This window comes from Metapseudomonas boanensis, from assembly GCF_042232855.1.
GTDB lineage: Bacteria > Pseudomonadota > Gammaproteobacteria > Pseudomonadales > Pseudomonadaceae > Metapseudomonas > Metapseudomonas boanensis.
Window position 1 is genome coordinate 5,377,945 of the sequence record NZ_CP113889.1, and the last position, 21,516, is coordinate 5,399,460.

Below are 21,516 nucleotides of genomic sequence, written 5' to 3' on the forward strand. Positions count from 1 at the left end.
CCGCTTGGTAACCGTCAGTAAGCGAACGGGCATTACACCTTGCCGGCGGATACCCAGTTGTGCGGCAGCAGCTCGGCTAGAGCGCTGGCCTTCTGCGTCGGCAGTCGTGTCAGCACATCCTTGAGATAGGCATAGGGATCATGCCCATTCATGCGCGCCGACTGGATCAGGCTCATGATTGCCGCCGCCCGTTTGCCGCTGCGTAGCGACCCGGCAAACAACCAGTTCGAGCGTCCAAGGGCCCACGGCCGGATCTGGTTCTCGACCGGGTTATTGTCGATGGGCACAGCACCATCCTCGACATAGCGAGTCAGTGCCTGCCAGCGTTTGAGGCTGTAATCCAAGGCTTTCGCCGTGGCTGAGCCGTTGGGCACCCGATCACGCTGGGCCAGCATCCAGGCATGCAGCGCGTCGAGGATCGGTGAAGCCTGTTCCTGCCGTATTCGCCCGCGTTCTTCATCGCTCATGTCGCGCACTTGGCGTTCGACTTCGTACAGCCCAGCGATAGAGTGCAGCGCCTGTTCGGCCAGTTGGCTTTTGTTCGCCGCGTGCAGATCGAAAAACTTGCGGCGGGCGTGGGCCATGCAGCCGATTTCGGTGATGCCTTGCTCGAAACCGGCCTTGTAGCCAGCGAAGTCGTCGCAGACCAGCTTGCCATTCCACTGGCCAAGAAAATTGCGCGCATGCTCGCCGGCACGGCTGGGGCTGAAGTCGTAGACCACGGCCTTCAGATCGGCGAAGGGCGTGGTGCTGTAGGCCCAGACGTAAGCCCGATGGGTTTTCTTTTCGCCCGGCGCGAGCATTTGCACCGGGGTTTCGTCAGCGTGGATCACGCGTTGGCCCAGCACGGCTTCGCGCAGCGCATCGACCAGCGGCTGGAGCTGCACGCCGGTTTGCCCGACCCACTGCGCCAGCGTCGAACGAGCGATAGCCAGGCCGGCACGGCCGAAGATCTTTTCCTGCCGGTACAGCGGCAGGTGGTCGGCGAATTTGGCCACCATCACGTGCGCCAACAGGCCGGCGGTGGGGATACCCTTGTCGATCACCTGCGCCGGCACCGGCGCCTGGATCAGCGTTTCGCACTGGCGGCAGGCCCATTTCCCACGCACATGCTGCTCGACGGTGAACACGCCCGGCGTGTAATCCAGCTTTTCGCTGACGTCTTCACCCACGCGTTGCAGCTGGCAGCCGCAGGCGCACTGGGTGTTCTCCGGTTCGTGATGGATCACGGTGCGCGGGAGTTGCGGTGGCAGCGGTGCACGCTTGGGCTGCTGGCGTGCTTCGGCCGGCGCAGCCGGCGGATTGACCGCTTTCAGCTCCGCCTCGATGGCCACGATGTCGGTGTCGAGCAGGTCATCCAGCAGGCGGCCCTGGTCAGGGCTCAGTTGCTCGCTGCGCTTGGCAAACTTGTGCCGCTTGAGGATGGCGATTTCGTGGGTGAGGTTCTCGATAACCGTTTGGTCGCGGTGGATCTTCTTGCCCATCAGGTCGACCTGCGTGAGCAACTGCGCGGCCAGTGCGCGCAGCTGGTCAGGTGTCAGTTGGTCGAGATTGGGCGAGGCAGTCATGCCGCTGATTGTGCCAGAGCAGGCGGTCAGCGGAGATAAACCGATGGGCTAATGGCAGGTGCTACAGCACTGTGATCGCGCCGGCGGCACCGACCCGCTGCCAGGGTAGACCCAGTACCAAAGCCTGAAGTTGCTCGGTGTCGAGTTCGACTTCCGAGCCGTGCCGGATGCCTGGCCAGTGAAACTTGCCCTGGTGCAAGCGCCGCGCGGCCAGCCAGATACCCACACCGTCATGCACCAGGACTTTCATGCGGTTGGCGCGGCGATTGGCGAAGAGATAGGCACAGTGCGGCTTCGCCGCACCGAACACGGCCACCACACGGGCCAACGCGGTGTCGGTACCGGCGCGCATGTCCATCGGTTCGGTGGCGAGCCAGATGGTATCGATGCGGATCACGGGGTGAGCCCACGCACAAAGCGGGCGCAGCCTTCAGGATCGGAGGCTGGCCATTTCACCGTGACCGCTTGCTCGCCAAGGGACAACTCAATGATTGCGAACGCCTCAGTTGTTCGTTTAGGCGTGGCCCTCAATGGAACGAACGCCGGCAACGCCGCTGGTGGCTGATCTCGGTAAAGCGGCAGCCACTTGCGAATGACGTTGGCGTTGATGCCGTGGCTGATGGCAACGCTGGAGACGGTCGCACCAGGTTGCAGGCACTCCTGAACAACCTGGGCCTTGAACGGTTTGGGGTAAGAGCTTCGTTGGCGCATGGAAATCCCGGCGATAAGGGCTATCGCGTCCGCTTAAAAATACGCGGACACCATCGCCCTTAATGCGGGAGTTCGGAAGGTGACTTGGCTGGACGCTTACAACCGTCATCCCCATGGTAGGCTCCTACTGAGCATGGAAATAAGACACCACCACTGGAGTTCTGACGGCCACAAACAAAAAACCCGGCGCTTGGCCGGGTTTCTGTTCATTGTGTGGAAATCATCCTGCCTAAACCGGCACAGGGGCGTCAAGCATACTTCGAGATGAAGCGGGCCGAACCAACACAAGTTCATCCTCGGAAACCCCATCCTTCAAATAGAGTTCTGGAATTCTGGCCTCATCAAAGTCCTCCATCATCAAAACGGCTTTAGCCTGGTCAAATGCCCTAGGAATGGAGTGGCCGAAGCCGATCGCTGAGTAGAACTGTGACGCGAATATTCGTGCAGCCCTATCATCCACTTCATCGTTCATTCCGATAGCTGCGTTTACGTACTTGACGCATTCCTGAGCTTGGTTGTACGAGAAGCAGGTATTGAAGAACACCAGCTTTACACTGTCTGAGGCAACAGAAATCGTGTGAACGATTGCCTCCTTGCGAACGTGCTTTGGTTGGCCTTGGTCGTCCTGCAGAACCAGTTCGTCGCCCGGCGACCCGTGCCCGCTGAAGTGGACAACGGTGGGGCTTAACTCGTTAATCGCCTGAAGGATATCCATTGGCCTCACAGCCCAGCGAGATGCGAACTGCACGCTGTCTCGATGCTCAGACGCCCTGATCTTTTCACCGATCGACCGGGCCTCCTCATCCAAGGCGAGCTTGGTAGCTGACGCGCTACCAGGGTCTGCCGCAAAAAAAGCGACCACGATTTCCTCTGGCAACGCCATTAGAACCTCGATTTGCGATGCTGCTTCCGCATGCAGACGTTCATGCCGCGAGAGATCGGCGTGGATATTTCGCATGTGCCGCTCATGTTCACGGTCAGTGCGCTGCTGCTCCGCCAGCCTCTTCTTTCGCTCGCGAGTCAGTTCCTGATCCAGCCTGCCCTGTGCGGTAACGAGCTTCTTCTGTTCATCGGCGATCTTTTTTTCGATCCTGCCGATTTCCTGCTGCGCCTTAGCTTCATCCGCGGCATAGCGTTGAGCGTCCTTCAGCTTCGAGTTGATCGTGGAAATGCTCTTTGACCGATTCGCGGCCATGCTCGCTTCCAGAGAACGCTTGTTGGCCTGTGCCGCCTTCTCAGCAGCCCTACCTTTTTCCTGCTGTAGCTTGGCAATATTATTCTGATGCTGGACTACTTGTCTGCGGTAAGAGTCAACGCTCATGGGGGTACTCCTTGGCAATAGGCTCGATCCTATCAACGGGCGCCCGTGATTTCATGCTGTAATGATCAAACCACGCCCCCCGGAACCTGTGCCACCTGCGCCAACGCCTGCGCTGAATCTTCAGCCTCGTTGTAGCGGAATACGGGGGTCTTCCGGATCCACTCGATACCACCAACCCCTCCCGTCCTCCGTCCGACGGCTCTCTAGGGCTGTGCCGCTTCGTTCGAGCAATTCCTTGGGCAACAGCACGGAAATATCCTGGATGGTGTCTACTGATGAAACAATTTCATTAAGCTTCATACTTATTCAGCTGTTTTTTTCATGCTGCCAAGAAGCCCGCGCAGCGCGGGCATTTAGTAGCGGGACTGAGCGCGTGGGACTCCATGAAGGTTTCCCTTCCCCGGTGCAAGAGACTCGGACGTGGCAGGCCTCACTTCCTTTGCCGACGTTATTCGTTGATGGCCAGGCGCGCCACGTTGCCCCAATGCTCCCTGCGCCTTGAAAGTCCCGCTAGCACTCTTCCAATTGGCCGTCGCTTCCAGTGCCGGCTGCTGCCGTTCATTCAGCCGTGGTCCCGTGGCTGTTTCGCAGATAGTCGACGAAGATCCCTCCTAGCCCACCTCACTACGCCACAGTGGATTGCCTTCTCGAAACCCGCAGGCTAGAGTGCCTCCGTCGTGGTAAATCCCACGACCGGGCGTCAGAACCCGATTAATCGAGGGCGCGGTTGCGTCATATCTTAGCGGCAGCACGTATGTGCATCGTGATCGCTTTTTTATGGTGAACCGTGCGGGGCAGGCTTTTGCCTGGCCGGTTTCCTCGGTTACCGGATTCTGACCCCCGTACGGTTCGCCACCCTACTGCGTCAGAACGGTTGGTGGCGGCTCCTTAATCAAACCGAGGAGCATAAGGAAAATGCGCTACCTCCTTTTTACCCGAGAGCTCCGCCTTGGGATTTTGGTCTTGTTCACCTCTGTTCAGGAGGTGCGCCATGGCTGAGTTCGAAACCTGCGTTGTTCCCTTCCCGCGGCGGCCAAGTCCGCTACATGAATCCGGGCGCTCTCCCCTCCCCACCGAGGCTGCGGTCGAATTGCGCGCAACCATGCTCGGCAATCTGCTGGATCAAATTGCCGGGCCGAATGGATTCCAGCCGGAAAACCTTCGCCTACGGCTTACAGCCTACTCGGCCCAGGATCTGCTCGACGAGATGGTTGTGCTGTTCCGTCGTGCCCTTTCTGAAGCACGAGGAGGTGCTCGATGAGCAAAGGCATCATGACTTGGCTTCCACCTCACGATGGGCATCCAGGCATGGAGATCATCTGGGCCGAAGACTGCCGACAGGCATTCAATCAAGGCGTGGGGCTGGCCCAGACTTGGCTCGACAACGCCCGAAGCGGCTGGCTTTGGGCGATTATGATTGCCGAGCGTGATCTCTTACCCTGCGCGATGGAAAGGCGTGCCTTCGAGGTCGGTTTCCTGAGCCGCATTCAGCAGCGGCTGAGTTCGCTGCAGCGCAATGAGCAGCGGATCAGGGATCTGCCGTTGACGCTGTAGGCTAGAAACTCGAGCCGGTTCAGCCGGCTCGAGCTTTCTGCCTAGCGATGGAGTTTCTTGGAGACGCCCATTTCCTCTCCGGCCCCTTGGGCCTGCGCGCTTCGCTTGCCGTCCGTGCTGCATGAAAGTCCGGAGGGCGGTCTTGCTGTTTCCCTTCACCCTATCACGGCGTTCTCGCCGTCAAGGGCTGCGCGTGCGGAGCACGCTTGCGGCCAAGCCGGCTTTCGCCCCCTGACTGCTGCGCTGCGTCGTGCTGGTCCGGAATCGGGCAATTCCGCCCGAGCAACCGGAGAACGACCATGTCGCAACCTGTCCCAGCTATCGCTGCTACCCTGCTCGTGCGTGACGACCAAGGCTGCTATCTGCCGGCATCTGCCGATCAGATCCTCGAAGCCGCGCGCCAGGCCATCGATTGCAAGCTGCAGCGTGGTGCCAGCTTCACTTCGCCGGATGTGGTCAAGGACTACCTTCGCGCCAAGCTGGCCGGCTACGAGCGCGAGGTGTTCGCAGTATTGTTCCTAGATGCCAAGCATCGATTGATCCAGTACGTCGAGCTTTTCCAGGGCACTATCGACAGCACAGCGGTCTATCCACGTGAGGTCGTCAAGGCAGCTCTGCGTCTGAATGCAGCCGCGGCGATCATCGCTCACAACCATCCCAGCGGTAATCCAGAGCCCAGCGAAGCGGACAAGTCCATCACCCGGCGCATCAAGGAAGCCCTGGCGCTGGTGGATGTGCGTACGCTGGACCACATCATCATCGCAGGAAGCCAATCAGTCTCCTTCGCGGAGCATGGGCTCATCTGAGCCAAGGGGGCCTTGCCCCCTTTTTTGCAAGGCGGGGATCAGTTGATGACTTCGGGCGCGGCTTCTTCGCGTGCGGCAAGGCTCACGCTCCAGTGGCCACCGTTTTCTTGGACGAGCTGTAGCAGGTCGTAGGTCTTGATCATGTCGAGCAGGCCCGAGTGACCGTATGCGCTGGGTGAAAATGCTGGATCAGTTCGTTTCAGGTATTGCCCCAGGGCGCTCAGGGTCACCTTGCCCTCGCTGGTCCTGGCGGCGAGCAAGGACACTGCATCCACAACGAACCTCGGTCTGCGTTTGACTGCGGGCTTTGTGGGATCAGGCTTGGCGGGTTCGGTTTTCAGGTTGGCGTCAGGCTTGGCGGCAGGTTTCTCGCTCTGTTCAGCAGTTTCCTCGGCGTGTTCGTCTCGGCTCCACTCGAAGAACTGGTCGCTGGCGTTGCGCAGTGCAGCAGGCGTCTTGGACTCACCGACAATGCAGACCGTGGCTCCCCGCTCACGGAGCTTGCGGCAGAGGTAGGCAAAGTCCGAGTCGCTGGTGACCAGGCAGAAGGTGTCGACTCGATGATCGAAAAGGGCTTCCAGGGCATCGAGCGCCAACGCGATGTCCGACGTGTTCTTACCCGCGGCGTACTGGTACTGGAGACATGGCGTGAAGGCCAAGCGCACCAGCGCCTCCTGCCATTTGTTGGCCAGCGATCCGTGGTTTCCATAACCTCTGCGAAGCACCACACGCCCGAACTGGGCAACGACACGCAGCGCGTGTTCCAGAATCTCGGGAGATACGTTGTCGCAATCGACCAGGACCGCGACACGTGTTTCTCCAGGGGGAGTGAATACGCCCATCCCTGCTCCTTCTGCTGTCTATCCATTGCCAGGATTTGTGATTGTTGTGGAGTACCCAGACCATTCCTGGCCATCCTCAGACCAACTGAGTATGCCCAATGGCGAGAGCAGTAGGTACATCAGCCATTGCTTGAGCAACAAGCTTGTCTTTTAGCCACTACAGACACATCGGATCGATGTGGTCGGTCACCACAAGGTGTTGACCTTCTCTTCTTCCAGAGCAGGGGTTCTTGCCCCCTCAAAATCAAGAAAAATAGACGGTTTCCACCCGGCCGCTGCGCTGGGTGGAGCCTCCGCGATTTTTCCTGATTTTTTCACGACCGCCTTAGTCGCCCTAGTCGGCAGGGGTTCATGCGCGACGCAAGCGCAGAACCCTGAAGACGAAGGAGTGAAAGCCATGAGCGAAGAAATCAGGATCTACGTTGCCGACCTGACCGCCTACAACGCCGGTTATCTGCATGGTGTCTGGATCGATGCAACCCTGGACATGGATGACATCCAGGCGCAAGTCGACGCGATGCTCGCAGCCTCACCGGTCGAGGGCGCGGAGGAGTACGCCATCCACGACTTCGAGGGCTTCGACGGCTACCGCCTCGGCGAATACGAGGGGCTGCAAGCCGCCCACGAGATCGCCTGCTTCATCGAGGAGTACTCCGACTTTGGCGGCGCCCTGCTCTCCCATTTCAACGACCTGGAGCAGGCGCGCAGGGCCGCCGAGGAAGACTACTGCGGTTGCTACGCCTCGCTGGCCGACTATGCCCAGGAACTGACCGAGGAAACCAGCAGCATTCCCCAGCACCTGGCCATATACATCGATTACCGCGCCATGGCCCGCGACATGGAGATCGGCGGCGACCTGTTCACCATCGAGACCGGCTTCGAGCAGGTGCATGTGTTCTGGAACAGGTAGTGCGGGCTGTCGGGCACCGGGCTTGACCTGGTGCCCTTGCTTATTTGCGCCCCTGTCCATTCGGACACCCGCGCGCCCCACCCTGGAGGCTGATCGGGTGCTGCACGCACCCTGCGATCAGCCAGGGGCAGGCAAGCCGGATCTCAGCCGCAAATCAGGCATCCCCACGGCGCTCTTCTCTACCCACCGAGTCTTGAGACGATACGTCGCAAGAAAGCCATTTCAAGAACACGTTGTGCCCACATGTCGTCACCAGCGACACGAAAACAAAACATGTCGCCAGAATCAAAAAACAGCGACGCGTTGTGCATACGAGAAGAACCGAGCTGAATGCGAAGCGGCATTCATGAAGCCTCTGGCGACTGGCTCAGGGACGCCTCACTCGCCATATTAGTGAAAATATTGCTTCATTTTTTTTGTAAAAATTGAGTAATAGCTTTACCCTAGGATCCTCTCCTAGAGGAAAACGAGAGCACAGGTGCTATTATTCCTTCATCGAAAAATCTTTTCTGAAAGAATATTTTCCCAATGGCAAAGCGCACTGCCCCACTGCTGCCCGCATCTGATCGCCTCCTCGAGGCGCTCGGAGAGCGTCTGATGCTCGCGCGCAAGCGTCGCAAGATCACAGCCAAGCAGATGGCCGAGCGGGCCGGCATGTCTTTGCCGACCCTCAGGTCTCTTGAGCAAGGCAGCGCAGGCGTGACCCTCGGTGCCTACATGGCCGTGCTGCAGGTCCTGGGACTGGAGAAAGACATTGCTCAAGTAGCTCTGAATGATGAGCTTGGGCGCCACCTGCAGGATGCAGCCCTATCGCCGTCGAGGACGACTGCCAGCAAAAACAAGTCGGCCCCGCCAAGCCAGCCCACATTTCAACGAAGCGCCTCAAAACCGGCTGCGGGAGAGCTGAGCAAGTCAGCAGTCAGTGAGCCCAAGCGTCCTGCGACGACACGTTCCAAGACCATTGAGCAAGCCCCCTCCAAATCCAAATCAGCCCGAAAGAAAGTTGTTACTGGCGCCGACCTGGCGGCCCAGTTGATGGAGGAACTCAATGGCTAGCCAGATCCTGGTCTTCGCCGATTGGGTGGGGCTCGATGGTCCGCAGAGCCTGGGTACCCTGCATTGCCAGCGCACACGCGGTACCGAGCGGTTCGAGTTCGAATTCGCCGACGCGGCATTGGCTGGCCTGGCGCAACAAGCGCTGCTTGATCCGCGGCTCCAGCCATTCGCAGGGCGCCAGTTCTCCGCCCAGGGCGCCGCCACCTTCGGTATCTTCGCTGACGCCTCGCCTGACCGCTGGGGGCGTTTGCTGATGCGGCGTAGACATGAACGGGATGTACGAGCTGGAGCTGCCGTAGAGGGCTCGAAGCTATTCGAGTCCGACTATCTGCTGGGTGTCCACGATAGCTTCCGCGTAGGAGCCATACGCTTCAAGACGGATGTGAATGGCCCGTTCCTGGATGACCACCACGACATGGCGGCACCGCCCATGACCAGTATGCGCGAGCTTGAAGAGGCCTCCAGGCGCTTCGAACAGGGCGAGGACATGAGTGACGGCCGAGACTGGTTGAAGATGCTGATAGCGCCGGGCGGCTCACTGGGTGGCGCCCGTCCCAAAGCCAGCGTGGTGGATCCGGACAACGCCTTGTGGATCGCCAAGTTCCCCAGCAACAACGACGAACATGATGTCGGCGCCTGGGAAATGGTGGTCAATATCCTGGCCAACGCCTGCGGCTTGCGCGTGGCGGAAGCCACCGCGGGGAAATATGCGAGCGACCATCACTGCTTCATGGTCAAGCGCTTCGACCGCACCGCCACGGGCAAGAGATTGCACTTCGCCTCCGCCATGACCATGACGGAACATGTGGATGGCGATGACCATTCAACCGGCGCCAGCTACCTGGAAATCGCCGAAGTGCTGATACGACACGGAGCCACTCCAGAGGCTGATCTTCAGGAGCTATGGAAGCGCATCGTATTCAACATGCTGGTCAGCAACACGGATGACCACTTGCGCAACCATGGTTTTATCCTCGTCCCGGGCAAGGGATGGCAACTCTCCGCCGCCTACGATATGAATCCGGTGCCCTACTCCGACGGGCTGAAGCTGAACGTCTCGGAGTCTGACAACGCTCTCGATCTGGACCTGGCTATTTCTGTTGCCGGCTACTTCCGGCTCAAGCAGCAGGAAGCCCTGGAAATCATCGAAGACTTTCGCACGAAGGTCCGACTGCTCTGGCGGCCTGCGGCCAAAAAGCTGGGCATCAGCGCGAAAGAACAGGAACGAATGGCCTCGGCATTTCACCTCGCCGAGTAGATCCAAATCACCACTGGATGCCGGCCCCCATGGAGATTGGCGGCGACCTGTTCACCCTGGAAACCGGCTTCGAGCAGATGCACGTGTTCTGGAACCGATAGGTTGAATGGAGAGCAGTGGGGTGGCCCGGCGCCCTTGTTTCTTGCGCCCCTGGCCTGTCAGCCACCCGCGCCTCCCACCCGGGAGTCTGATGCTGGGGGACTAGCCCCTCGCGATCAGCCTGCAGCAACTGCGTTGCTGCGCCAGCAGATTCAGACCGTTGTGGTCTTACGTTTTTGCTCAAATCTGTCGATCCGCACCTACGTTTTTACGGATCTGTGGGGAAGCGGATTTACGCTTTTACGGAATTACGGAAATCCGCCAATGCGGTTTTCAGGTTTTGCAGAAAGCTGCAGATCCGTAAATCCGTAATGTTGCTCGCACAGATCCTTGCGCGTTTGTGTATTGCCAACGCTCGCCCGCAAAGGTGGACGTGCTTGGTCAGCGCCCAGACCGTTCGGGTATCAATTCGCGCGTCTCTTGCCTTCACATTCGCCCAGACCGAACCCGGCATGATCGAGCGCGACCGCTGCCGCACGGTGCTCCTCCCACGTCAACGGAGGACACACCATGTCGCACTCACCCGATCTCACTCATCACCGGCGTCGCATCGACCTCGACTCCCCTCTGCACCGGAAGGCCGGGCCAACGACACACGCGATGAGGCCCACAGCAGGGCCTACTGAGGCGCAAGCACCACAGGTCTCCCCTCCCCCTCGCTACCTCACCAACAACGAGGCAGCGGCCTTCCTGCGACTTTCTCCACGCACTCTGGAGAAGCAGCGGGTGATCGGCGGCGGGCCACGTTTCCACAAGTTTGGCCGCCGGGTGATGTATGCCCTGACCGATCTCGAGGCCTGGGCCAGTGAGCGCAGTTTCGAGACCACCTTCGATCCCGAGTACCTCGACCGCCACCCGGGAGCTGCGCGTGATGACCAGTGAAGCCCTTGCCCATGAATCGCGGCGTGCTCGATCAACCCGCACAGAGCGAGCAACTGGATCTGTTCCGCGCCCTGCCGGGCGACATGGCACCGCGCGATGCCCAGGACCTGATGGCGCATCCGTTCTTCTCGCTGGCCAAGTCGCGGCGCACCGTCCCGATCGATTTCCGCTCCGGCGGCGTGACGGTGCGTGTGGAGGGCACGCTGGAGCACGGCATCGCCACGATCTGGGATGCCGACATCCTGATCTGGGCGGCCAGCCAGATCGTCGAGGCGCGCGATGCGGGCATCCCCACGTCGCGGCTGATGCGCGCGACGCCCTACCAGATCCTGCGCTTCATCGGCCGCAGCACCTCGCTGCGCGACTACCAGCGCCTCAAGGCCGCGTTGGATCGGCTGCAGTCGACCAGCGTCGCCACCTCGATCCGCGAGACCACCGGTCGGCGCCTGCACCGCTTTTCCTGGATCAACGAGTGGAAGGAGCTGGCCGCTCCGGATGGCCGGCCGCTGGGTATCGAACTGATCCTGCCGGACTGGTTCTACAGCGGGGTGCTCGACCAGGCCCTGGTGCTGACCATCGACCCGGCCTACTTCCGCCTCACCGGCGGCATCGAGCGCTGGCTGTACCGCCTGGTGCGCAAGCATGGCGGCAAGCAGGAGGACGGCTGGCAGTTCGACTTTCGCCACCTGCACCGCAAATCGGGGAGCACGGCACGCTACTCGGACTTCGCCCTCGACCTGCGTGCGCTGGTGGCACGCCAGTCGATGCCGGGGTATCGCCTGGAGGTTGTTCGTCTGCCCCCGTCGACCGAACTGCTGGCCTTCCGGCCCGTGCCGTAGACGGCACGGGGATAACCTGCGGACAAGCTGTGAATCCCGACGTGCTATCAGGCGCAAGCGGGCACGTGCTATCAGGAGCATCGCCCTCGTGCCATCAGGCGCACGAACACCTCTGCAGGCGAAGACTGGCGCGGCTTTCAGCCGCCCTTAACTTAACTAACTTAAAAGCTCTAACTTGTTATTGGGCCAGCGCCCATTTGTGGACAGGCGCTGATGAGGGCTGCTTGGCCGGGGAGATCCGGCCATGATCGTCGCCCTGCTAAACCAGAAGGGCGGGGTCGGCAAGACCACTCTGGCTACCCACATCGCCGGCGAACTGGCCCTGCGTGGCCACAACGTGATTCTGCTCGATGCCGACCCGCAGGGCTCGGCGCTGGACTGGACACAGCGACGCAGTCAGCAGGGTTTGCCCAGGCTGTTCAGCGCGGTTGGCCTGGCACGCGAGACGCTGCATCAGGAAGCCCCGGAGCTGGCCCGACGCGCCGACCACGTGATCATCGACGGTCCTCCCCGCATTGCCGCGCTTGCCCGCTCGGCGCTGCTGGCGGCTGATCGCGTGTTGATCCCGGTGCAGCCCAGTCCCTATGACCTGTGGGCGAGCGCAGAGATGGTCAGCCTGATCCGCGAAGCGCAGGTGTTCCGCCCGACCCTGCGCGCGGCATTCGCCATCAACCGACGCATCAGTACCACGGTGATCGGCCGAGAAGCCCGCGGCGCCCTGGCCGACCAGCCGCTGCCCGCCCTGCAGGCCGAGGTGCGCCAGCGCATCGTCTTCGCCGAGAGCGTGGCAGCCGGTCGCCTGGCACGCGAACTGGCCCCGGATAGCGCCGCCGCACGCGAGGTCAGCAGCCTGGTGGATGAGCTGTTGAGGTGGTCGCCATGAGCGGCAAGCGCATCGGCATCGGTGCACGCCCGCTGGCCGATCCACAGGCCGAGGCCTGGATACGCCAAGGCGCGGCCATCGACAACGGCAAGGTCGAACGCTATACGGCACGGCTGACACTGGATATCACGCCGGCACTGCGTACGCGCATCAAGCTGGCGGCCTTCGACCGCGGCGTGACGATGGCGGAGATGCTGCGCGAGGTGCTGGAGCGGCAGTTTCCGGAGGCCACGCCATGACAGCGGGTACGCGTGGTGCGTGGCAGCCACTGGCACTGGTTGCTGGCAGCCTGATCTTCCTGGGATGGGCAGCGTGCGCGACATCGCCGCCGCTGCTCGTCTACAACGCCTCCGACAGCGTGCCCATCGGCTGGTACCGCATCGGGCCTGCCAGCTCGATTTCAGTTGGCAACCTGGTGCTGGTCCACCTGCCGCCCGGGGTGATGAGGCTGGCGGTACGACGGGGTTACCTGCCGGCGAACGTACCGCTATTGAAATCTGTGGCGGCCAGGGCACCGCAGCAGGTGTGCGTGCAGGGCAATCAGGTGCTCATCGACGGCGCGTTGGTCGCCAGGCAACTGCGCAAGGATCGACAAGGTCGCACGCTGCCGGCCTGGCAAGAATGCCGGCGCCTGACTGGCGATGAACTCTTCCTGCTAAGCACCAACCCGGAGTCATTCGACAGCCGCTACTTCGGGCCCGTCTCGGCTCGCGCGGTGATCGGTCGGGCGCAGCCGTTGTGGTTGGAGTCGCATCGATGAGCGGGTCGTTCCCACGCCGACCCAACCGCGGATGGTGTGCGCTCGGGGTGCGCAGTCGAGCGCCACCACCGTGCAGCTGGCTGCGCCCTCGCCTGCCGGCTGAGGTCTGCGCTGAGGCTCGGACAGCCCGACCTGGTGACCCACTTCAGAAGCGTCAAGGCAGGGGGAAAGCGGAGGGCAAGATAAAAGGGCGCAGCACTTCGTGGCGCTCGAAAGCAGTCTGCACGTGGGTTGGATGTGGCACAGCGCTGATGCGATCAGGTGCAGGCCTCGCGTTATCGGCGCGAAAACGCTGGCTCAGGCGCGTGCCTACCGCGCTCCACTACGATCGGTTTGGAGATCTCTCAGGATGAGCAAGGAACGCAATCAGGACAACGAGCATCGCTTTCGTCCCCAACCTGGGAAACCGAAGCAACGCGGACAGGCCTTCATCAACCAGGTGCTGCGTCAGGCCAACAAGGCTGGCAGCGGTAAGGCGGGCAAAGCTGGCCAGCAGCCTGGCGCTCGCCTCGGTCGCGGCCATGTCGCCGCACGTTTCAGCGCTCAGCAGCTGTCGCCTAACGCGCGTCGGGTCACCATCAAAACGCGCCTGGTCAACCTGCGCCAGGCCGGCAAGCGTTCGACACTCAGCCACCTGCGCTACATCGAGCGCGACGGCGTGAGTCGCGAGGGCGATCCCGGCAAGGCCTACGGCCCGCTGACCGACCAGGCCGACGTGGAAGCCTTCGACGCGCGCGGCCGGGAGGACCGACACCAGTTCCGTTTCATTGTCTCTCCAGAGGATGCCGAGCAGCTCGATGACCTGCGGACGTACACTCGTCATCTGATGAGTCGGATGGAGGCTGACCTGGGTACCCGTCTCGACTGGGTGGCGGTCGATCACTGGAACACTGACAACCCCCACACCCACATCGTCCTGCGCGGCAAGGACGACACCGGCAAGGACCTGATCATTGCCCGCGACTACATCGCTGAAGGCATGCGCAACCGCGCCGCGGAACTGGCCACGGAATGGCTTGGTCCGCGCACCGAACTGGAGATCCAGTGCGGCCTGCAGCGGGAGGTACAACAAGAGCGCTGGACCAGCTTGGATCGCACCCTCCTGCGCGAACGCCAGGCGGGCGTGCTCCACCTGAAGACCCTCGCCGACCATCCCCGTAGGCAGCCCTTACTCGGCCGTCTGCAGCACTTGCAGCAACTTGGCCTGGCGCGGGAGGATCGGCCCGGCCACTGGATCCTGCGCGACGATACCGAGGCGACCCTGCGCGCCATGGGCGAACGCGGCGATATCGTGCGCACGCTGCAACGCGCAATGGGTAGTGCGCAGCGGGATCTGGCGGTCTTCGAGCCAGGTGGCGGCGGCCCTGCCGTGGTCGGCCGAGTGGTGGCCAAGGGGCTGGCGGATGAACTGCACGACCGTGGCTATCTGGTGGTGGATGGCCTCGACGGCAAGGCTCACTACCTGGCGCTGCCGGCCCGGACGGAGCTGGCCGACTACCCCATCGGCGCCGTGGTGGAGACACGAAACTTAGGCGAGCCTCGCGCGCTGGATCGTTCGATTGCTTCGCTGGCAGCGGATGGCCTTTACCGCGCCGACCATCACCTCGCACTGGCCCGGTCTCAGGACGCCGAAGGACACGATCCCGAGGTGCTGGTCGAACGCCATGTGCGTCGTCTAGAAGCCCTGCGCCGGGCCGGTATCGTGGAGCGACTTGCCGATGGCGTCTGGCGGGTACCCGCCGATCTGCCCGAGCGAGCCCAGCAGCATGACGCCCGTCGGCTGGGGGATATCGCCGTCGAACTACGCACACCGCTTTCGGTAGGGCGACAGGTCCGTGCCATCGGTGCAACCTGGCTGGATCAGCAGTTGATCGGCGGCAGACGGGAGCTTGCCGACAAGGGCTTCGGCAGGGAGGTGCACGAGGCGCTCAAGCAGCGTGCGGACTTCCTGGTGGAACAGGGCCTGGCTGAACGCCAGGGGCAACGCGTCGTGCTCGCGCGAAACCTGCTGGCCACCTTGCGCGGACGCGAACTGTCGGCCGCCGCACGCGAGATCACAGCCGAGACAGGCCTGCAGTACCGGCCGGCGGCCGATGGCGAACGGATCAGCGGAACCTACCGGCGCAGCGTGCAGCTGGCCAGCGGGCGCTTCGCCCTGCTCGACGATGGCATTGGCTTCAGCCTGGTGCCGTGGAAGCCGGTGATCGAGCCGAAGCTCGGGCAGAGCCTCTCTGCCGTGGTACAGGGCAACAGCGTGTCCTGGCAACTGGGCCGCCAGCGCGGTCCCTCCATTGGTTAAACGGTCGGTGCTCCAGTCGCTTCGGGCGCCTGCTGCAGCCATTGCTCGAAAGCTCGACTCTCCCTCCTCCCCTCCTTGGCTGCGTAGTAGACCAGGCGCAGGTGCCGATCCTCATCGATGGTCAGCGTGGTGTGCTCGAACACCACCGGGCCGATCGGCTCGATCCGCAAGTCGCGAATGCCCTGGCACGGGCCATGGACGTCCTGCTGTTGCCACCAGTCCCTGAAGTCGGGCGAAGCCTTTACCAGGTCCTTCACCAGCGCGGCGATTTCGGGATCCTGGGTGGCCCGCACGAAGTCCCGCCGGAAGCTGGAAAGGATCTGCAGCGCCTGCTCCTCCCAGGGGTTGAACAAAACGCGCATGGCCGGGCTGGTGAACAACATCCACAGCAGGTTGCGCCGATCCGCCGGCAGCGCGGAGAAACCGAAAACCCGGTCCGCTGCGGCGTTCCAGGCCAGCACATCCCAGCGCAGGTTCAGCACATAGGCCGGGCGCGAAGGGATATCCGCCATTAGGCGATGAATCAGCGGCGGCACTACACACCAGGTCCGTCCGGGCTCCACCGGCAAGCGCTGATGGGCCAGCAGGAACAGATGACGGCGCTCGGTGGCATCCAGCTTGAGGGCCCGCGAGAGGTTGTCGAGGAAAGTGGAGGACACACTGATGTCCCGCCCTTGCTCGAGCCAGGTGTACCAGGACAAACCCACTCCCGCCAAAGCGGCGACCTCTTCGCGACGCAACCCGGGCGTGCGCCGTCGGCTCCCGGCGGGTAGCCCCACCTGTTCCGGCGAGATGCGCTCACGGCGACTACGCAGGAATTCGGCCAACTCTGCCCGGGTACGTTCGAGTGTTCGGGGCGCGCTCATCCGATTACCTCAAATAACAGTATAAACAGTCAAATTGTAACCCCCATAAATCCCAAGAAGAATACCCCCGCCTGGCCGCAAACGCGCGCCAGGGCACTTGCTTGATGAGGAAGCACACATCGACGTGTCATCAACTTGCTAAGGAGATAAAGGGATGTACCAAGCACTTCTTCGCGAACAACTGGAAACTTTGAAGTCCTCCAACCAGTACCGCACCTTCACCACCCTCAGCCGCATCTGCGGCCAGTACCCACTGGCCAAACTGGAAGGCCACGACCAGGAGCCTGTAGTCGTCTGGTGCAGTAATGACTACCTCGGCATGTCCCAGCACCCGGTCGTTCGGCAACGGATGCACGAAGCGCTGGAAACCTACGGCGCCGGCTCAGGCGGTTCGCGCAACATAGGTGGCTCGCACGAAGTATATGCCCGCCTGGAGGCCAGCCTGGCCGACTGGCACAGCAAGGAAGCGGCGTTGGTGTTCCCCACCGGCTTCGGTTCCAACGACGCGACCATCCAGTGCCTGCTGAGGCGCCTCCCCGACTGCGTGGTGATCAGCGATGAATTGAATCATGCCTCCATCGTCAACGGCATCCGCTCGACTCCGAACGCGCGGCAGATCTTCCGCCACAACGATGTTGAGCACCTGGAACAGATCCTCGCTAGCTATCCGCTGGACCACCCAAAGATCGTGGTGTTCGAATCGGTCTACTCCATGGACGGGGACATCGCGCCCATCGCCGCGATCGTCGAGGTAGCTAAGCGCTACAACGCCCTCACCTACCTCGACGAGGTCCATGCCGTGGGCATGTACGGTCTGCGCGGTGCGGGCATTGCCGCCGAACTCGGCCTGGCCGATCAGGTAGACATCATCCAGGGCACCATGGCCAAGGCCATCGGCGTGATTGGCGGCTACATCGCCTCGACCCAGGTGATCGTAGACGCGGTGCGCTCCTTTGCCACCGGTTTCATCTTCACCACCTCACTGCCCCCGGCCGTTACTGCCGGCTGCCTAGCCAGCGTCGAGCATCTGAAAGCCAGCAGCGGCGAACGCGATCGCCTGCACGCGCAGACGGTCAAGCTGCGCGAGCATCTCAAGGATTACGACGTCCCAGTCATGCCGTGTTCGCAGACGCACGTGCTGCCGGTGCTGGTAGGTGAGGTGAATCGCTGCAAGGCCGCTGCCGAACGCCTGCTGCATACCCACCGCGTGTACCTGCAGCCGATCAACTACCCGTCGGTGCCGGTGGGCACCGAACGTTTCCGGGTCAACGCCACGCCGAATCACAGCGATGCGCAGATCGAACACCTGGCGTCGTCGCTGCGCGAGACCTTCGAGCATTTCTCGATTCCGCTGGCGTCCCAGGCCTTTCGCACGGAGGTGGCCTGAGATGGATCAGTCCTTCCACACCGTGCGCCCGGCGACCCTGGCCGACCTGACTAGCCTGGTCGAACTGCGCGCGCACCTGCTGGACGGCACCTCGGCCAGCTACTCGAGCAAGACGCCGGAGGAGTCGGCGCAGTGGCGGGCGGCGTATCGCAGTTGGCTGAGCAACCGGTTGAACGACAGCGACTGCGTGCAGATCCTCGCCGCCGAGCACAAGGAGTCCGGCCAGGTGCTGGGGTGCGCGACCGCCATCATCGACCAGCGCGCCCCCGCCCCCGGCTGCCTGAATGGCCTGTCGGGCTGGGTGCAATCAGTGGTGGTGGAGCCTCAGTGGCGCAACCGAGGTATCGCCCGGCAGCTGATGCAGCATCTACTGCGCTGGTTCGCCAACCGCGGCGTCGGTTGTGTGGTGCTGCAGAGCACTGAGGCCGCCGGCACGCTTTACCAGGCCCTGGGCTTCGCCGTCAGCGACGAGCGCCTGCTGATCCGTCAGGAGGCCTCGGCATGAAGATCCTGATCATCGGCCTGGGCTACGCCGGCAATCGTTATCGCCGTACCTTCGAACACATCGCCACCAGCACCGGTATGCCGCTAACGCTGGCCTACGTCGGCCGGCGGCAGAAGTCCACCGAGCTGCCCTACTTCGACAGCGTCGGCCGGGCGCTGGAGCAGTTTGCCCCAGACATCGTCGTTGTCAGCGTCAACGACCACAGCCATGCGATCGTGCTCAAGCAACTGGCCGGCTACCGGGGCTTTGTGATCTGCGAGAAGCCCCTGGTCACTCCGCAAGACGAGCTGGCCGAGCTCGCAGCTGCGCTGAAGCACGTCAGCGGTTTCGCGCTGGACTTGGTGGAACGCTACTCGGAGGCCACCCGGCAACTGCGCGAGTGGGTCGAGCGGCACGATTGGCAACTGGTGCGCGCCAACTTCCACTGGGGCAAGGATCGTATCAACGACTACCGCCCCACGTGTGGCGTGACCAGCGAGGTGATCCATGCTCTGGATCTCGTCAGCTGGATCTACCCGCGCGCCGGCCAACTCAGGCTGCACGGCGTGCTTGGCGTGCGCTCGGACTTCTCGATCTCCGGGGTAGCAGTCCTCGACACCGTACAGCTCACCGCCAGCCTGGGTAATGCCCCGGTCACCGGCTACAGCAGCTTCGTCAACATCGTCCGCCAGCGCACGGTGGACTTCAGTTTCGTCGACCGCGACGCCCGGCTGATCCATGCGCGCTTGGTGTTCGACACACCACGCTGGGACCACGACCAGTTGCGAATCTGGACCCGTGGTGCCAACGGCGCAGAGGAACTGCTGCACGAGTTCGCGACGACCCCCGACATACCTGGGCTGGAAACCCTGCACAAGCTTTCACGGCTGTGCCTGCAGGCGGTACGCGCAGTAGCGCTCAAGGAAGCGCCACGCGAGCCATTTGCGGGCCTGGATACGGCCATGGCCCTGCAGTGCCTGCTCAACGACCTCGACACCCAAGCGCAAACCCCAGCGCCAGCACGCTACCTCCATGGCGAGACGCGCGTGCTGCTGGCCGAGGACAGCGACCTGGAAAGCCTCGGATAACCCAAGTTCACAAGGAGAAGACTATGTGTGGAATCGCTGGATGGCTGTCCTACAGCCAGAACATGGACGCGCAACGCGACACCCTGCAGCGCATGACCGACACCATGGCCCTGCGTGGGCCGGACGCAGGTGGGCTGTGGATCGACGGGCCGGTCGGCCTGGGCCATCGCCGCCTGTCGATCATCGACTTGGAAGGAGGTCGCCAACCGATGACTGCCATGCACGGTGGTCTGCGTGAGGTCGCCGCCATCACCTACAGCGGCGAGGTCTACAACTTCCGCGAGCTGCGTACCGAACTGCTGCGACTCGGCCACCGGTTCGAGACTCGCAGCGACACCGAGGTGGTGCTGCGGGCCTATGTGGAATGGGGTGAGGGCTTCGTCGAGCGGCTCAACGGCATGTATGCCTTTGCCCTTTGGGACCTGCGCACGCAGGAGTTGCTGCTGATCCGCGACCGCATGGGCGTCAAGCCGCTGTACTACTACCCCACCGCGGACGGCGTGATCTTCGGTTCGGAACCCAAGGCCCTGCTGGCCAACCCACTGGTGCCACGCAAGGTGCGCGCCGACGGTTTGCGCGAAATCCTGGAGATGGTGAAGACGCCCGGCCATGCCGTGTTCGACGGCATGCGCGAGGTGATGCCGGGTGAGATCGTACGGATCAACCGCCAGGGCCTGAGTCGCCGCCACTACTGGAAGCTGGAGGCCCGCGAGCATACCCACTCGCTGGACGAGACCATCCGGCATACCCGTGATCTGCTGGAAGACATCGTCGACCGCCAGATCGTCGCCGACGTGCCGCTGTGCAGCCTGCTCTCCGGTGGCCTTGACTCCTCAATCATCACCGCGCTGGCCTCGAAGAAGCTGCTGGCCGCCGGCAAGGAGAACATCCGCTCCTTCTCCGTCGACTTCGTCGACCACGGCAGCGGCTTCACTGGCGATGCCGTGCGCGGCACACCGGATGCGCCCTTCGTGCGCGACCTCGTGGAGAAGATCCGCTCCAGCCATCAGGAGATCGTTCTCGACAGCCGCGAGTTGGCCGATCCGGCATTGCGTGCGCAGATCGTCCGCGCCCTCGACCTGCCGCCAGCCTTCTGGGGCGACATGTGGCCGTCGCTCTATCGCCTTTTCCAGGAGGTGCGCAAGCACTCGACAGTGGCATTGTCCGGCGAGAGCGCGGACGAGGTATTCGGTGGCTACCGCTGGTTCCACGACCCGGAGGCGATCCAGGCCGACACCTTCCCCTGGCTGACCTCGGTGACCGGCAGGTACTTCGACGGCAAGCCCTTGTTCGACCCGGGCCTGCTGACTCAACTGGATATGCAGGGATTCCTGCGCGACAGCTACGCCCAGGCCATCGCCGAGGCACCGGTACTGCCGGGCGAGAGCGCGACGGACCAGCGCATGCGACAGATGAGCTACGTCAACCTGACGCGCTTCGTGCAGACCCTGCTGGATCGCAAGGACCGCATGAGCATGGCCGTCGGCCTCGAGGTGCGGGTGCCCTTCTGCGACCACCGTCTGGTGGAGTACGCCTTCAACATCCCCTGGGCGCTGAAAGCCTTCGATGGGCGGGAGAAAAGCATCCTGCGCGCGGCAACCCGCGACCTGCTGCCGGAGTCGATCAGCGAGCGGGTCAAGAGTCCCTATCCCTCGACCCAGGACCCGGCCTATGAGCAGGCACTGCGTGACGCCCTGACCGCCATCCAAGCGGATCGCAATGCGCCGGTGACGCCGCTGCTCGACAGCAGCCGCATCCAGCAAACCCTGGCTAAGCCACTTGGCAGCGTCTCGCCCATGTACGAGCGCATGGGCATGGAACTGGTGGTCGGCCTCAACACCTGGCTGAGCGAGTACGACGTCAGCCTCGAACTCTAGTCCCCAACCGGATGCAGCCCCGGCTC

22 protein-coding genes are annotated in these 21,516 nt (G+C 62.5%); 16 read left to right on the forward strand and 6 right to left on the reverse strand.

Features of this window, described 5'->3' with window-relative positions; all coding sequences use genetic code 11:
* Nucleotides 1–32: 32 nt before the first annotated feature.
* The 4 genes from OXH74_RS24980 to OXH74_RS24995 all read right to left on the reverse strand — a co-directional run bounded on the left by OXH74_RS24980 (nt 33) and on the right by OXH74_RS24995 (nt 3,600).
* On the reverse strand, nt 33–1,568 hold the full coding sequence (locus OXH74_RS24980) for an IS66 family transposase (protein ID WP_375737726.1): 1,536 nt from the start codon (nt 1,566–1,568) through the stop codon (nt 33–35).
* A gap of 61 nt (nt 1,569–1,629) precedes the next feature.
* Entirely contained in the window at nt 1,630–1,965 is a 336-nt protein-coding gene (tnpB, locus tag OXH74_RS24985) for an IS66 family insertion sequence element accessory protein TnpB (RefSeq protein ID WP_155688131.1), read from the reverse strand.
* Nucleotides 1,962–2,279 (reverse strand): transposase, encoded by a 318-nt coding sequence (locus OXH74_RS24990; RefSeq protein WP_375737727.1) that lies wholly within the window; start codon nt 2,277–2,279, stop codon nt 1,962–1,964. The genes tnpB and OXH74_RS24990 overlap by 4 nt, the downstream gene beginning before the upstream one ends.
* 229 nt (nt 2,280–2,508) lie before the next feature.
* Nucleotides 2,509–3,600 (reverse strand): hypothetical protein, encoded by a 1,092-nt coding sequence (locus OXH74_RS24995; protein WP_375739335.1) that lies wholly within the window; start codon nt 3,598–3,600, stop codon nt 2,509–2,511.
* Between the two features lie 991 nt (nt 3,601–4,591).
* Between OXH74_RS24995 and OXH74_RS25000 the strand changes: the two genes are divergently transcribed.
* From OXH74_RS25000 to radC, 3 genes are all read left to right on the forward strand, one after another.
* Entirely contained in the window at nt 4,592–4,861 is a 270-nt protein-coding gene (locus OXH74_RS25000; RefSeq protein ID WP_375739336.1) for a hypothetical protein, read from the forward strand.
* On the forward strand, nt 4,858–5,154 hold the full coding sequence (locus OXH74_RS25005) for a LasR-specific antiactivator QslA (protein WP_375739337.1): 297 nt from the start codon (nt 4,858–4,860) through the stop codon (nt 5,152–5,154). The genes OXH74_RS25000 and OXH74_RS25005 overlap by 4 nt, the downstream gene beginning before the upstream one ends.
* A 299-nt stretch (nt 5,155–5,453) precedes the next feature.
* Nucleotides 5,454–5,960 (forward strand): DNA repair protein RadC, encoded by a 507-nt coding sequence (radC, locus tag OXH74_RS25010; protein WP_375739338.1) that lies wholly within the window; start codon nt 5,454–5,456, stop codon nt 5,958–5,960.
* A gap of 38 nt (nt 5,961–5,998) precedes the next feature.
* On the opposite strand, the gene OXH74_RS25015 is transcribed toward radC, so the two are convergent.
* On the reverse strand, nt 5,999–6,802 hold the full coding sequence (locus tag OXH74_RS25015) for an NYN domain-containing protein (RefSeq protein ID WP_375739339.1): 804 nt from the start codon (nt 6,800–6,802) through the stop codon (nt 5,999–6,001).
* 397 nt (nt 6,803–7,199) lie between these two features.
* Between OXH74_RS25015 and OXH74_RS25020 the strand changes: the two genes are divergently transcribed.
* The 9 genes from OXH74_RS25020 to OXH74_RS25060 all read left to right on the forward strand — a co-directional run bounded on the left by OXH74_RS25020 (nt 7,200) and on the right by OXH74_RS25060 (nt 15,788).
* Complete coding sequence (locus OXH74_RS25020; RefSeq protein ID WP_375739340.1) at nt 7,200–7,712, forward strand: antirestriction protein ArdA; 513 nt, start codon at nt 7,200–7,202, stop codon at nt 7,710–7,712.
* A 528-nt stretch (nt 7,713–8,240) separates the two neighbouring features.
* Nucleotides 8,241–8,768, forward strand: coding sequence for a helix-turn-helix domain-containing protein (locus tag OXH74_RS25025; protein WP_375739341.1), 528 nt, complete (start codon nt 8,241–8,243; stop codon nt 8,766–8,768).
* Entirely contained in the window at nt 8,761–10,026 is a 1,266-nt protein-coding gene (locus tag OXH74_RS25030) for a type II toxin-antitoxin system HipA family toxin (RefSeq protein ID WP_375739342.1), read from the forward strand. The genes OXH74_RS25025 and OXH74_RS25030 overlap by 8 nt, the downstream gene beginning before the upstream one ends.
* Nucleotides 10,027–10,635: 609 nt before the next feature.
* Complete coding sequence (locus OXH74_RS25035; protein WP_375739343.1) at nt 10,636–11,007, forward strand: helix-turn-helix transcriptional regulator; 372 nt, start codon at nt 10,636–10,638, stop codon at nt 11,005–11,007.
* Nucleotides 11,008–11,018: 11 nt separating this feature from the next.
* Nucleotides 11,019–11,846, forward strand: a complete 828-nt coding sequence (locus OXH74_RS25040) for a replication initiator protein A (protein WP_375739344.1) — start codon at nt 11,019–11,021, stop codon at nt 11,844–11,846.
* Nucleotides 11,847–12,090: 244 nt separating this feature from the next.
* Nucleotides 12,091–12,729, forward strand: a complete 639-nt coding sequence (gene parA / locus OXH74_RS25045; RefSeq protein ID WP_375739345.1) for a ParA family partition ATPase — start codon at nt 12,091–12,093, stop codon at nt 12,727–12,729.
* Nucleotides 12,726–12,968: a hypothetical protein gene (locus tag OXH74_RS25050; RefSeq protein ID WP_280284109.1), complete on the forward strand. Its 243-nt coding sequence runs from the start codon at nt 12,726–12,728 to the stop codon at nt 12,966–12,968. The genes parA and OXH74_RS25050 overlap by 4 nt, the downstream gene beginning before the upstream one ends.
* Nucleotides 12,965–13,489, forward strand: coding sequence for a S26 family signal peptidase (locus OXH74_RS25055; RefSeq protein WP_375739346.1), 525 nt, complete (start codon nt 12,965–12,967; stop codon nt 13,487–13,489). The genes OXH74_RS25050 and OXH74_RS25055 overlap by 4 nt, the downstream gene beginning before the upstream one ends.
* 349 nt (nt 13,490–13,838) lie before the next feature.
* Nucleotides 13,839–15,788, forward strand: coding sequence for a DUF3363 domain-containing protein (locus OXH74_RS25060; RefSeq protein ID WP_375739347.1), 1,950 nt, complete (start codon nt 13,839–13,841; stop codon nt 15,786–15,788).
* On the opposite strand, the gene OXH74_RS25065 is transcribed toward OXH74_RS25060, so the two are convergent.
* Nucleotides 15,785–16,654, reverse strand: coding sequence for a helix-turn-helix transcriptional regulator (locus tag OXH74_RS25065; protein ID WP_375739348.1), 870 nt, complete (start codon nt 16,652–16,654; stop codon nt 15,785–15,787). The two genes, OXH74_RS25060 and OXH74_RS25065, sit on opposite strands and share 4 nt — an antisense overlap.
* A 154-nt stretch (nt 16,655–16,808) precedes the next feature.
* On the opposite strand from OXH74_RS25065, the gene hemA reads away from it, so the two are divergent.
* From hemA to asnB, 4 genes are read left to right on the forward strand one after another with little or no spacing between them, the layout of a single operon-like run.
* A complete protein-coding gene (hemA, locus tag OXH74_RS25070; protein ID WP_375739349.1) occupies nt 16,809–18,041 on the forward strand; it encodes a 5-aminolevulinate synthase in 1,233 nt (410 codons plus the stop codon).
* A 1-nt stretch (nt 18,042) separates the two neighbouring features.
* Nucleotides 18,043–18,546: a GNAT family N-acetyltransferase gene (locus OXH74_RS25075; RefSeq protein WP_375739350.1), complete on the forward strand. Its 504-nt coding sequence runs from the start codon at nt 18,043–18,045 to the stop codon at nt 18,544–18,546.
* Nucleotides 18,543–19,613 (forward strand): Gfo/Idh/MocA family oxidoreductase, encoded by a 1,071-nt coding sequence (locus tag OXH74_RS25080; RefSeq protein WP_375739351.1) that lies wholly within the window; start codon nt 18,543–18,545, stop codon nt 19,611–19,613. Before OXH74_RS25075 ends, OXH74_RS25080 begins: the two co-directional genes overlap by 4 nt.
* 23 nt (nt 19,614–19,636) lie before the next feature.
* On the forward strand, nt 19,637–21,490 hold the full coding sequence (asnB, locus tag OXH74_RS25085; protein WP_375739352.1) for an asparagine synthase (glutamine-hydrolyzing): 1,854 nt from the start codon (nt 19,637–19,639) through the stop codon (nt 21,488–21,490).
* Nucleotides 21,491–21,516 lie beyond the last annotated feature (26 nt).

Coding starts and splice junctions, on each gene's coding strand:
- OXH74_RS25025 (WP_375739341.1), top strand. CDS start 8,241: ATGGCAAAGCGCACTGCCCCACTGCTGCCCGCATCTGATCGCCTCCTC.
- OXH74_RS25075 (WP_375739350.1), top strand. CDS start 18,043: ATGGATCAGTCCTTCCACACCGTGCGCCCGGCGACCCTGGCCGACCTG.
- OXH74_RS25065 (WP_375739348.1), bottom strand. CDS start 16,654: ATGAGCGCGCCCCGAACACTCGAACGTACCCGGGCAGAGTTGGCCGAA.
- OXH74_RS25005 (WP_375739337.1), top strand. CDS start 4,858: ATGAGCAAAGGCATCATGACTTGGCTTCCACCTCACGATGGGCATCCA.
- parA (WP_375739345.1), top strand. CDS start 12,091: ATGATCGTCGCCCTGCTAAACCAGAAGGGCGGGGTCGGCAAGACCACT.
- radC (WP_375739338.1), top strand. CDS start 5,454: ATGTCGCAACCTGTCCCAGCTATCGCTGCTACCCTGCTCGTGCGTGAC.
- OXH74_RS24995 (WP_375739335.1), bottom strand. CDS start 3,600: ATGAGCGTTGACTCTTACCGCAGACAAGTAGTCCAGCATCAGAATAAT.
- OXH74_RS25060 (WP_375739347.1), top strand. CDS start 13,839: ATGAGCAAGGAACGCAATCAGGACAACGAGCATCGCTTTCGTCCCCAA.
- OXH74_RS25020 (WP_375739340.1), top strand. CDS start 7,200: ATGAGCGAAGAAATCAGGATCTACGTTGCCGACCTGACCGCCTACAAC.
- OXH74_RS25015 (WP_375739339.1), bottom strand. CDS start 6,802: ATGGGCGTATTCACTCCCCCTGGAGAAACACGTGTCGCGGTCCTGGTC.
- OXH74_RS25000 (WP_375739336.1), top strand. CDS start 4,592: ATGGCTGAGTTCGAAACCTGCGTTGTTCCCTTCCCGCGGCGGCCAAGT.
- asnB (WP_375739352.1), top strand. CDS start 19,637: ATGTGTGGAATCGCTGGATGGCTGTCCTACAGCCAGAACATGGACGCG.
- OXH74_RS24980 (WP_375737726.1), bottom strand. CDS start 1,568: ATGACTGCCTCGCCCAATCTCGACCAACTGACACCTGACCAGCTGCGC.
- OXH74_RS25035 (WP_375739343.1), top strand. CDS start 10,636: ATGTCGCACTCACCCGATCTCACTCATCACCGGCGTCGCATCGACCTC.
- OXH74_RS24990 (WP_375737727.1), bottom strand. CDS start 2,279: ATGCGCCAACGAAGCTCTTACCCCAAACCGTTCAAGGCCCAGGTTGTT.
- OXH74_RS25050 (WP_280284109.1), top strand. CDS start 12,726: ATGAGCGGCAAGCGCATCGGCATCGGTGCACGCCCGCTGGCCGATCCA.
- hemA (WP_375739349.1), top strand. CDS start 16,809: ATGTACCAAGCACTTCTTCGCGAACAACTGGAAACTTTGAAGTCCTCC.
- OXH74_RS25080 (WP_375739351.1), top strand. CDS start 18,543: ATGAAGATCCTGATCATCGGCCTGGGCTACGCCGGCAATCGTTATCGC.
- OXH74_RS25040 (WP_375739344.1), top strand. CDS start 11,019: ATGAATCGCGGCGTGCTCGATCAACCCGCACAGAGCGAGCAACTGGAT.
- OXH74_RS25055 (WP_375739346.1), top strand. CDS start 12,965: ATGACAGCGGGTACGCGTGGTGCGTGGCAGCCACTGGCACTGGTTGCT.
- OXH74_RS25030 (WP_375739342.1), top strand. CDS start 8,761: ATGGCTAGCCAGATCCTGGTCTTCGCCGATTGGGTGGGGCTCGATGGT.